At 61.0% G+C, this 11,229-nt stretch carries 11 protein-coding genes; 10 read left to right on the top strand and 1 reads right to left on the bottom strand.

Translation table 11 applies throughout. The annotated features are described in order from the left end of the window. The coding region (locus RTX98_RS17290; protein WP_312798053.1) for a LacI family DNA-binding transcriptional regulator at positions 1-907 on the bottom strand (907 nt) is incomplete at its 3' end. Between the two features lie 435 nt (positions 908-1,342). Between RTX98_RS17290 and RTX98_RS17285 the strand changes: the two genes are divergently transcribed. The 10 genes from RTX98_RS17285 (at position 1,343) to RTX98_RS17240 (ending at position 11,125) form a co-directional block, all read left to right on the top strand. Then, on the top strand, positions 1,343-2,467 hold the full coding sequence (locus tag RTX98_RS17285) for a Gfo/Idh/MocA family protein (RefSeq protein WP_416223157.1): 1,125 nt from the start codon (positions 1,343-1,345) through the stop codon (positions 2,465-2,467). Between the two features lie 22 nt (positions 2,468-2,489). Further along, positions 2,490-3,404 carry a sugar phosphate isomerase/epimerase gene (locus RTX98_RS17280; protein WP_312798051.1) on the top strand — a complete coding sequence of 305 codons (915 nt, stop codon included), beginning with the start codon at positions 2,490-2,492 and terminating at the stop codon, positions 3,402-3,404. Between the two features lie 25 nt (positions 3,405-3,429). Further along, positions 3,430-4,365, top strand: coding sequence for a substrate-binding domain-containing protein (locus tag RTX98_RS17275; protein ID WP_312798050.1), 936 nt, complete (start codon positions 3,430-3,432; stop codon positions 4,363-4,365). Between the two features lie 50 nt (positions 4,366-4,415). Further along, positions 4,416-5,420, top strand: coding sequence for an ABC transporter permease (locus RTX98_RS17270; RefSeq protein ID WP_312798049.1), 1,005 nt, complete (start codon positions 4,416-4,418; stop codon positions 5,418-5,420). Continuing rightward, positions 5,417-6,205, top strand: a complete 789-nt coding sequence (locus RTX98_RS17265; RefSeq protein WP_312798048.1) for an ATP-binding cassette domain-containing protein — start codon at positions 5,417-5,419, stop codon at positions 6,203-6,205. The genes RTX98_RS17270 and RTX98_RS17265 overlap by 4 nt, the downstream gene beginning before the upstream one ends. Positions 6,206-6,215: 10 nt before the next feature. Further along, positions 6,216-7,403: an aldose 1-epimerase family protein gene (locus tag RTX98_RS17260; protein WP_312798047.1), complete on the top strand. Its 1,188-nt coding sequence runs from the start codon at positions 6,216-6,218 to the stop codon at positions 7,401-7,403. A gap of 128 nt (positions 7,404-7,531) precedes the next feature. Beyond that, entirely contained in the window at positions 7,532-8,638 is a 1,107-nt protein-coding gene (locus RTX98_RS17255) for a fatty acid desaturase family protein (RefSeq protein ID WP_312798046.1), read from the top strand. Between the two features lie 97 nt (positions 8,639-8,735). Then, complete coding sequence (locus tag RTX98_RS17250) at positions 8,736-9,050, top strand: MocE family 2Fe-2S type ferredoxin (protein WP_312798045.1); 315 nt, start codon at positions 8,736-8,738, stop codon at positions 9,048-9,050. 10 nt (positions 9,051-9,060) lie between these two features. Next, positions 9,061-10,296, top strand: a complete 1,236-nt coding sequence (locus tag RTX98_RS17245) for an NAD(P)/FAD-dependent oxidoreductase (protein ID WP_312798044.1) — start codon at positions 9,061-9,063, stop codon at positions 10,294-10,296. A gap of 28 nt (positions 10,297-10,324) precedes the next feature. Then, complete coding sequence (locus RTX98_RS17240) at positions 10,325-11,125, top strand: 3-methyl-2-oxobutanoate hydroxymethyltransferase (protein ID WP_312798043.1); 801 nt, start codon at positions 10,325-10,327, stop codon at positions 11,123-11,125. Positions 11,126-11,229 lie beyond the last annotated feature (104 nt).

Here is an 11,229-nt window from a genome sequence, read left to right as displayed (position 1 = left end):
GGTTCTGGTCGATCACCGCGTCCAGCGTACCGTCGAGCAGCAATTCGCGCGTGCCGGCCGTGACATCATGAGCGACGAAGATGACGTCGCCGCTGCGACCGCGTTCCTTCAACGCCTTGGCGATGCCTGTATTGCCCGCGCCGACATTGTAGATCGCGGCAAGATCGGGGTGGCGGTCGAGCAGCGCGCAGGCTTCCGCATAGGCCTTCTCGCGGTCGTCCAGCATTTCCCGCATTTCGACGATGTGGAGGTTCTGCGCTTCCTCGTTGAGGATGTGGCGAAAACCCATCTCGCGCTCTTCATGCCCACGATAGGCGAGCGAGCCGGCAAACAGCGCGACCTTGGCTTCACCCTTGCCGACGAAGCGCTTTACGAGAAAGCCCGCGAGGCGACCGGCCGCGCGATTGTCGATGCCGACATAGGCGATGCGGGGGACATGGAGAATGTCGGACGCAATGGTCACGACCTTGACCCCGCTGGCCGATAGCGAGCGGATCGCTTCGCGCACCGTGGGATGATCGAGCGCGATCACGCCGACGCCCTGTGTCTTGCCATTAAGGCTGTGCAGGGTTCGCGCCAGCGCATCGGGATCGAAGCCCTCTATCGCTTCAACATGGACGGTCAGGCCGGCCCGGCTTTTCGCCTGCTCTTCGAGTTCCAGGCGCAGGGCCTTCATGAAGGGGTTCGTGCCGGCCGGCAGTGCGAAATGCAGGCTGAGCGCTTCGGTCGAGCGAGGGGAGGCGGGCGAGCCTGCGTCCTCGTCACCAATATAGCCGAGCCGCTGCGCGGTTTCCAAAACGATCTGACGGGTGCGCGACCGCACGCCCGGCCGATTGTTCAGAACACGATCGACGGTGGCCGGTGATACGCCAGCTTCTTTGGCCACATCGATCAACGTCGCGCGCAACAAGAGCACTCCCCAAACTGCATTCTCGTTCATACCGCGAATCGTAATGGAGTGGCGGCCTGTCGATGCGATTTGATGAACGCTTGGTAATCGCAACGCAAGCTCAGCGGTTCGCAGACCTGGGCTAAGCTCTACGATCAAACACCTGCAAAACACGTCTGACTGAAAATGATGCTTTATGCTTATAAATGACGTTGACAGCGGGAGTGATCCCAAGCCAGTATCTTCGCGGATCGGTTGAGGAGCCGGTTCGAGGGAGGAACCTCATGTCTGACCCATTGCGTTCTCCGGGGCTTTGCCTCCGGATCCGTGAAGTTGTGCCGCCGCACGTGTGTCAGCGATCCATTTCCTTCCACCATATTGCTGAATGACGCCCAAAGCGCGCTGCCATTTGCCTGTTCTGCGCTGTTAGACGCGCAATCCGCGTGAGGTGTCATGGGTGATGCAGCCAGTTTGAAGCGGGAGGGGAGTTTGTCTGTGAAGCAGTTTGAGCCGGACGTGACTGTCCGGACGAGGGACTATCGGATCGGCGCAATTGGTGCCGGCATGATCATGTCCGAGTGCCATCTTGCCGCTTACAAGCAAGCCGGCTTCACCGTTGCCGCCATCGCTTCGCGTACCAAAGCCAATGCGCAGGAGGTGGCCGAGCGCTGGGACATTCCGACCGTCCATGACACGCCGGAGGCCTTGATCGAAGATCCCAGCATCGAGATCATCGACCTGGCTTATCCGCCGGATCAGCAGCCTGATCTGATCCGCAAAGCGCTGCAGCAACCACACATCAAAGGTATCCTGGCGCAGAAGCCGCTCGCTCTTTCGCTCGAAGAAGCGATCAAGCTGCGCGACGAGGCAAAGGCTGCCGGCAAGATCCTCTCAGTCAACCAGAACATGCGCTACGACCAATCCATGCGCGTGCTGAAGCAGATCATCGACAGCGGTGCGCTGGGCGAGATCGTGTTCGCGCAGATCGACATGCACGCCATCCCGCACTGGCAGCCGTTTCTGGAAAACTATGACCGCCTGACGCTCTCCAACATGAGCGTGCACCACCTCGACGTGCTGCGCTTCCTGCTTGGTCAACCCACTGAAATTACAACGCAAACACGCAAAGACCCACGCACGACCTTCGAGCATTCCGATGGCATCACCGTCTCGACCCTGCGCTTCGCGTCCGGCGCTTTGGCCGTTTCGCTGGAAGATGTCTGGTCCGGTCCGCGGCAGGAGGGCTACCAGGACGACCAGCACATCAACTGGCGCGTCGACGGCACCAAAGGTGTCGCCAAGGGCACGATCGGCTGGCCGACCGGTGCAGCCTCCACGCTGACCTATGCCTCGACCGAGTCGACTGGGGGCGAGTGGGTGACGCCAAGCTGGGACACGATGTGGTTCCCGCATGCCTTCATCGGCGTCATGGAGCAGCTGCAGCATGCCATCAAAACCGGTGAAGCGCCCGCTTTGTCCGTTGCCGACAATGTCGAGACCATGGCGCTGATCGAAGCGGGTTACCGCTCGATCGCGGAGGAGCGCACGGTCAAGCTTTCTGAAATTCCGACGCATTGAAGATCCAGGGAGGATTACAATCATGATGCAAGCCGGCATTTTCACGGGCTATTTCCCGTATGGCCTGGAAGAAACCGCCAAGAAAATAAGGGCGTTGGACTTCAACACGGTCCAGCTCGACCTCCATTTCAAGGATGTGGATCTCTCGGCCGGCCAGATCACGACCGACAAGGCGAAGAAGGTGCGCGACACCTTCCGCGACCACCAACTGCCGATCTCCTGCATCTCCGCCTACACCAACATCATCCATCCGGATAAGAGCGAGCGCGAAAAGCGCGTCGGATATCTCAAGGAGATCATCCGCAACGCCCGCCACTTCGGCACGCCTTACGTGATCTCGGAAACCGGCACCTACAACACCGAGTCCGACTGGGTTCATCACGAAAAGAACAAGACGGAAGAAGGCTTCGAGGAGTGCCGAAAGGTGATCGCGGACCTCGCCCAGACCGCCTACGACCACGGCTCGGTTTTCCTGCTCGAAACCTATGTGAACAATGTCGTCGGCTCGGTTGAAGAGACCGTGAAGATGTTCGCCCATGTCGACCATCCCGGCCTCGGCCTGCTGATGGATCCGACCAATTATTTCGAGACCCACAACATCGACAAGATGGACCAGATCCTCAACCAGGTCTTCGACACGCTCACCGACAAGATCAAGATTGCCCATGCCAAGGACGTAAAGCGTTCGGGCGACGACAAGTCGGAAAAGCATGCCGATATCGGCGATGAAACGGCGGACGAAAGCCACACTTTCCGCGGCGTCGGCGAGATCGAACTGCCGGCACCGGGCCTCGGTTCGCTGAACTACGACCTCTACCTCCGGCGCCTCGCCGAAAAGCACCCCAACATCCCGATGATCATCGAGCACCTGTCGGAAGACGACGTTCCGCGCGCTAAGAAATTTCTGGACGGCAAGCTGCGCGACAACGGGTTGTAAGAACGAGATTAGGGAAGGACGGACGATGAAGACGGTCCTGAAACTGGCTGCGGCCACGCTGATTGCCTGCGCCGGCCTTGTCGCGCAGGGTCATGCGCAGGAAGGCAAGAAGACTTTCTACCTTCTGTCGCATGGCGGGCCGTCCGATGCCTTCTGGCTCGACTGGAACGCAGGCGCGCAAAGCGCTTGCAATCAGCTCAACGTGACCTGTCAGATTTCCTTCTCGGGCGGCGATATGGCCGCCCAGAAGGAAGCCCTCAACTCGGCCATTGCTGCTGCGCCGGATGGGATCGCCACGACATCCGCACAGGCGGGCCTTTGGACGGAAGAAGTGAAGGCGGCCAAGGAAGCTGGCATCCCGATCGTCTTCTTCAACACGGATGATCCCGAAACCGGCCGGCAAGCCTATGTCGGCGCCGATCTCACGCAGGCGGGCGTCACATGGGCCAAATATCTCGTCGACAACAAGCTCGTGAAGCAAGGCGACAAGGTCTTCCTGCCGGTTGAAGTGCCGGGAGCGAGCTACCAGCAGCTGGAAACGGCCGGCATTGCCTCGGTCTTCGACCCGCTAGGGATCACCTATGACGTGGTGGATGCCGGTACCGATCCGGCCGGCATTATTGCCAAGATGAGCGACTACATGCTCGCCAACAATCCGCCGGTGATCATCGCGCTGGGCGACTCGGTTGCCGCCGCCATCAAGCCGGTGTTCGACAATGCGGGCATCGCACCCGGTTCCCTACCGGTGGTGGGCTGGGGCAACGCGAAAGAAACGGCGGAAGCCGTGCGCGACGGCTACTTCAAGGCGGCCGCCTGGCAATACCCGTCGGCGCAAGGCTTCATGCCGGTTGCGCTGCTCAACCTCGCCGCCTCTGGTGAGCCGATCGGCTATGATGTCCAGACCTTCAGCCTCTACGACCAGACCAGCGTCGACCCGATCCTCAAGCTTTATTCCAAGTAAACCGACCGTCGTCGGCCATGAAGGCCGGCAGCCGCTTGCTGGAAGACGAAATGTCCGTTGTCACCGAACCCGATGTGCTGCCTCGCCGCCGCTGGCGCGGGATCGCTGCATCACCTGAAGTTGCCTCGCTGATCATCCTGGCGATCGTCTTGATCGGCTTCTCGCTTGCGCGGCCGGCGTTTCTGTCGCCACTCAACATTTCCAACATGATGGCGTTTCTGCCGGAACTCGGCATCATCGCGCTGGGCATGACGCTGCTGCTCACCGCCGGCGAGTTCGATCTGTCGGTCGGCGCGACCTTTGCCCTCGGGCCGGTAATCGTGATGCTGCTCGCGCAAAGCGGCGTGGTCGATATCGGCACCGCGCTGGCGATCGGGCTTCTCGTCTGCATTACCATTGGCATAATCAACGGGTTGATCGTTACCAAGATCGGCATCTCGTCTTTTCTGGTGACGCTGTCGATGCTGATGATCGTGCGCGGCGTGGCGCTTTACATAACGCAGGGTTTTCCGCTGAAGGCTTGGAACGAACCGGGCGTGTTCGTGACGATGCTGGCGGGGAGCTTCACGCTCGGCGGCTTTCGGCTTTACACCTCGCTCTGGTGGTTCATCGGGCTGACGATCCTCACCGCCTATATTCTCAACTACTCCAAGCTTGGCAACTGGATCAGCGCCATCGGCTCCAACCGCAATGCGGCCGTGGCGCGCGGCGTGCCGGCTGACCGGGTCAAGATCGGCCTATTCATTCTGACTTCGGTTCTGGCTGGTCTCGCCGGCATGATCAGCGCCTTTCGCATTTCTAACGCCTCGCCGGTGGCGGGTACTGGTTATGAGCTGGAAGTCATCGCAATGGTGGTGGTTGGCGGAACGGCGCTGACGGGCGGTCGGGGAACGGTGCTGGGCACGATCATCGGCGCCTTTATGTTGCGCGCGATCCGCAACGGTATTGTCCTCATCGGGGTGCCGGGCCTAGCCTTCAACATCTTCGTCGGTGCGATCATCCTTGTGATGCTGATCGTCCATGCCACGATCCAGAAAGGGAGTGGTCGGCGATGAGTGAAGCCGGCGAGATCCTGCGGCTCGACCGCGTGCGCAAAAGCTTCGGCAATGTCCATGCGCTGCGCAATGCCTCGATGGTTGTGCGCGAAGGGGAGGTTGTCGCGCTGCTCGGCGACAACGGTGCCGGCAAGTCCACCCTGATCAAGGCAATTTCGGGCGTGCATCCGTTCGATGGCGGCGAGATCCGCGTGCGCGGGGAAAGGGCGGAGATCCGTAATGCGCGCGACGCAATGGATCTCGGCATCGAGACGATCCACCAGGACACGTCGCTTGCTCCCGATCTTTCCATAGCGCGGAACCTGTTTCTCGGTCGCGAGCCGGCGAAGCTGCCTTGGCTCGGCGTCTTCGCGCCGCTTGACTTCGGGGCTCTGCGGCAAGCCGCGACAACGCTTCTGAGGCGCGTGGGCATTTCAAAGAAGCTGGACGCGGATGTACTGGTCAACACGCTGTCGGGCGGTGAACGGCAGTCGATCGCCATTTCGCGCGCCATGCAGTTCGCCGCCAAGCTGATTATTCTGGACGAACCTACTAACAATCTCGGCGTGGAAGAAACGCACGGCGTGCTGCGCTTTGTGAGGGAAGTGAAGGCTGCCGGGCATAGCGTGCTCTTCATCACGCATAACATCCATCACGTCTTTCAGGTTGCCGACCGCCTAGTGGTGATGCGGCGCGGTGAAGTAGTGGCCGAGCGTGCTGTTGCCGATACCGATCTTCTGTCCGTGGAAGCGCTGATCATGGGTGTCGATGTGGCCGATCTCGCGCAAGACGGCGGGGCGCATTGAGGAAGTCCATATGGTAAAGCTCTACGGCCGAACGCTCACCCGCCGCGATGTGGCGGAGCGGTCGGGCATGCTCTCGCAGTTCGCCGGTGTGCGGTTGATGACGCTGGGGGACGGGGTCGAGCGGGGCATTCGGATGTTCGAGTTTCGTACGGGCTCCGGTCTGCGGTTCACGGCGCTGGTCGACCGGGCGCTCGATATTGCGGAATGCGACTACAAGGGGCAGGCGATTGGGTGGCATTCGCCGACCGGCTTTCGTCACCCCGGCCTACACGAATATGAAGGCGAGAAGGGGCTTGCCTGGGCTCGGTCCTTTTCCGGCCTGCTCGTTACCTGCGGGCTCGACCATATTCTCGGGCCCGGCGAAGTTCCGGCTGACGAGTACAACTATCCCGGCAAGCAGAGCATCGCGCATTCCCTGCATGGCCGCGTCGGCACGATTCCGGCGCGGCTGACAGGCTATGGCGAGAGCTGGGATGGCGACGAATGCGTATTGTGGGCGGAAGGCATCGTTCAGCAGTCGGCCGTGTTCGGCGAGGACCTGCATCTCATCCGCCGCATCGAAGCCGATGTCGGGGGCAACGAGATCCGCATCCGCGATCGGGTGATTAATCACGGCTTTGTTCGCACGCCGCATATGCTGTTCTACCACTTCAATGTCAGCCATCCCCTGGTGGATGAAGGTGCGCGCTACGTTGCTCCGATCAAGGATGTCGTCTGGGCGGCGCATGCCGGGGATGCGTATCGCGCGCAGGATGTCGGCTATCGCACGCTGCCCAAACCACAGCTCGGCTTTCGCGAGCAGGTCTGGCAGCACGAGATGGCGGCGGACGCGAAAGGCGATGTCGCCGTTGCCGTGCTCAACGATGCGCTCGGCCTCGGCTTCCAGGTCACCACCCGAAAAGATCAGCTGCCTTGCGCCTATCAGTGGCAGAACTTCCAGGCCGGGCAGTATGCGCTGGGTATCGAGCCTTCCAGCCACCATGTGCTGGGCGACCTCGCCGCGCGAGACCGGGGCGAAATGATCTGGCTCGACCATGACGAAAGCCGCACATACGACGTCTCACTCCGCGTTCTGGACGGCCGGGAAGCGCTGGCGGATGCCGAAGCCGCGATCCGCAGCATCGCCGTTCAGCCTGACGAAGATTACCCGAAGCCTTCAGGCAACTTCCGACCGCTGCGGCTTGATGACGAGAAATGATGTAAAAAGATATAAAATGCTTTGTTGCCTTGATGTGTAACAAGGCGAATGCTATATGCGAGAGCATGCGACATGCGGAGGAGACCGGCTTTCTTTGCGAGCCAGGCCGCATCATTCGGGAGGCTTGAATGAGCATTGTTGAGGGCTTTCGGCCCAAGAAGACTGTTCGCGACTACAGCCTGACTGGCCTCAGTGCCCGCGAAGCCGTGGAAAACGGTCTGGCTGCCGCCGAGTGGTACCATACGGATATTTCCCGCAAGGAAATGAAGGCGCTGATGCAGCGCTCCGACCAGCCGGCGATCCGCGACACGATCATCTGGCTAGGCGTGATGGTGCTGGCTGCAGCGGGCGCGATTGCGACCTGGGGCAGCTGGTGGTGCGTGCCGTTCTTCCTTGTTTACGGCGTCCTGTATGGCTCGGCGAGCGACTCGCGCTGGCACGAATGCAGCCACGGCACGGCGTTCAAGACACGCTGGATGAACGATGTCGTTTACCAGATCGCCTCCTTCATGCTGATGCGCAATCCGGTGACGTGGCGCTGGAGCCATGCGCGCCATCACACCGATACGATCATCGTCGGCCGTGACGCCGAGATCGCGGTGATGCGCCCGCCGGATCTGCTGAAAGCTGGTTTGATGTTCACCGGCTTACTCGACTTCCGCTATTCGCTGCCGACGCTGTTCCGCCAGGCGATCCTCGGCCTCAACGGGGAAGAGAAGTCCTATGTGCCGGAAATGGAGTTCGCCAAGGCGCAGACGGCAGCTCAATGGCATGTCGCGATCTATGTCGTGACGATCGCCGTTGCGGTTGCCACATGGTCATTCCTGCCGCTGATGCTCGTCGGTCTGCCGCGCCTCTACGGCAGCTGGCACATGATCCTGACCGGTCTATTGCAGCATCTTGGCCTGGCCGACAATGTCACGGATCACCGCCTGAACACGCGCACCGTTTATATGAACCCGGTGAGCCGCTTCATCTATTGGAACATGAACTACCACGTCGAACACCACATGTTCCCGATGGTGCCTTATCATGCGCTGCCCAGGCTGCATGAGATGATCAAGCACGATCTGCCGACGCCGAACCCCTCCATGTGGCACGCCTACAAGGAAATCTGGCCCGTGCTCCTCCAGCAGCTGCGCTACGAGGATCATTATCTCAAGCGCGACCTGCCGGCGACGGCGCGGCCGTATCGCGGGGAATATCACGACTTCGAATTGGCCGCTGCCGAATAAGAGCAGAGCCAGCCGGCGTGGCGATGCTGCCGCGCCTTCAACCCCGCGCGTGCCCTCAGGCGACGCGCTAGGGAACTTGCATCTTCAGGAGGACTTCATGGCCGGTTGGGTTGACGCCTGCGGCGCCGACGACGTGGACGAGGAGGACGTGATCCGCTTCGATCACGAAGGCCGCACTTTCGCGATCTATCGTTCGCCAGACGATGATTATTTCGCCACCGACGGTCTTTGCACGCATGAGAAGATCCATCTGGCCGATGGTCTGGTGATGGACGACATTATCGAGTGCCCCAAACACAACGGCCGCTTCAACTACAAGACCGGTCAGGCCAAGGGTGCGCCCGTCTGCGTGAACCTGAGGACCTATCCGGTGAAGGTGGAAGCCGGCCGCGTCATGATCGATATCGGCTGAGGCTCGGGTGATGCAGGACGCGGGCATGGTGATCGTTGGCGCGGGTGAGTGCGGCATCCGCGCTGCGATGAGCTTGCGCGAACAGGGATACCACGGTCGTGTCACGCTGATCGGCGCTGAAGCGCATCTGCCTTATGAGCGACCACCACTATCGAAAGACGCCATGGCGGGCGAGAGTATGCCGACGCCGAAGACGATCACCAGCCGTGACCTGCTTGATGCACAAAGGATTAGCCTGATCAGCGGCGTGACGGTGGGGGCGATCGACCGCGCGGGCAGGTTCGTGCGGCTGTCGACCGGTGAGAGCATCCCCTATGACAAGCTGCTGCTTGCGACCGGTGCGGAGCCGCGGCGTCTGCCAATGGCGGAAGGCTTGAGCCGCTGCGCCACCCTGCGAACCTTTGACGATGCTTTGGCGATCCGCTCGCATCTTAGCCGCGGCATACGTGTTGCGGTGATTGGCGGTGGGTTCATCGGGCTGGAGCTTGCGGCTTCGGCACGACGGCTTGGTTGTCCGGTGACGGTGATCGAGAGCCTGCCGCGCATTCTCGCGCGTGCAGTGCCGGTCGAGATCGCGGCGATCATCCATGCGGAGCATATCGCGCATGGCGTCGATATCCGGACGGGTGCGGGTTTGGTCTCGATGGTCGAAGGTCCGGGCGGTCTCAGCATCGCGTTAACCGATGGTACGTCGGTTGAGGCTGACCTTTGCATCATCGGCATCGGTGCGGTGCCGCATGTCAGCCTTGCCGAAGAGGCTGGCTTGACCGTCGATAACGGGATCGCCGTGGATGCCGAGTTGCGAACGGATGATCCTCATATCTTCGCGGCTGGCGACTGCTGTTCCTTTCCGCTCGATCTTTATGGCGGCCGCCGCATCAGGTTGGAAGCCTGGCGCAACGCGCAGGAACAAGGGGCCTTGGCAGCTGCCAACATGCTGGGCGGTCACGAGGGGCATAAGGCCGTGCCGTGGTTCTGGTCGGATCAGTATGGACTTGGTTTGCAGATCGCAGGGCTTTGCGATGAGGGCTCTCAGACCGTGCGGCGCGATGTCAGCGGGGGCGCCTTCATCCTGTTCCACCTTGCTGACCATGGTCGGCTTGTGGCGGCGTCGGGTATCGGGCCGGGTAACACGATCGCGCGCGATATTCGTTTGGCCGAAATGCTGATCGCCAAGCGAGCCTGTCCGCCGATCGACAAGCTTGCGGCGGCGGACACGAAGCTCAAGGCGCTGCTTGCCGCATAAAGCTGATCTAAGAAGGGGAGGGGATTTCATGAGCCGTTCAAGGCCAACTGTAGCGGACCTGCGCGCCATCAAAGGCAAGCGGCAGCTGACCATGCTGCGCGTCATGACGCTGGAGGAAGCCGAGGCCGCTGAACGGGCCGGCGTCGACATCGTGTCCATTCCGCCGGAGTTGATGCTCGATCCGCGCTATCGCGATGCAGCGCCAAGCCTGTTTTCCATGCCGGGTGAGAACTTCTTCGAGATCGGCACGGCAGACGATTTCGTGCGCTGGTCTTTCAAAATGGTCAAGGCAAGCGCTGATGCCGTTTATTGCAGCGCAAGCGTCGCCACGATCAAGCGCATGGCCGATGAAGCGATCCCGGTGATTGGGCATGTCGGGCTCATCCCGTCGCGGCGCACCTGGACCGGAGGGTGGAAGGCCGTCGGCAAGACCGCGGAAAGCGCGCTCGCCATGCTGGAACAAGTGCGCCAGCTCGAAGCCGCCGGCGCGTTCGGGGCCGAGATCGAGGTCGTGCCGGTAGAAGTCGCCGAAGCCATCTCGCAACGGACATCGCTGTTCATGATCTCCATGGGATCTGGCACTGGCTGTGACGCGCAATATCTGTTTGCCGAGGATGTGCTCGGCGCCAACCGAGGCCACATGCCACGCCATTCCAAGATCTATCGCAACTTCGCGGCCGAATATGATCGCCTGCAGGCCGAGCGGATCGCGGCGTTTTCCGAGTTCGTCGCCGATGTGAACAGCCTTGCCTATCCAGAAGACCGCCATGTCGTGCGGATGGATCCGGCTGAACTCGACATCTTCTCGCAGCGCGTGGGTGAAGCCTGACGCGCTCTTACCTTGCTGATACAGGGCAAAAACACTTGAGGAAATTCCGATGACGACAGGTTTTTTCGGCGACATCGCGCCGGTGCGTTTTGAAGGAACGGACA

This window comes from Tianweitania sp., from assembly GCF_032053605.1.
Lineage (GTDB): Bacteria > Pseudomonadota > Alphaproteobacteria > Rhizobiales > Rhizobiaceae > Tianweitania.
Note: the sequence above shows the minus strand (reverse complement) of the source record. Positions and strands in the feature narration are given on the sequence as shown.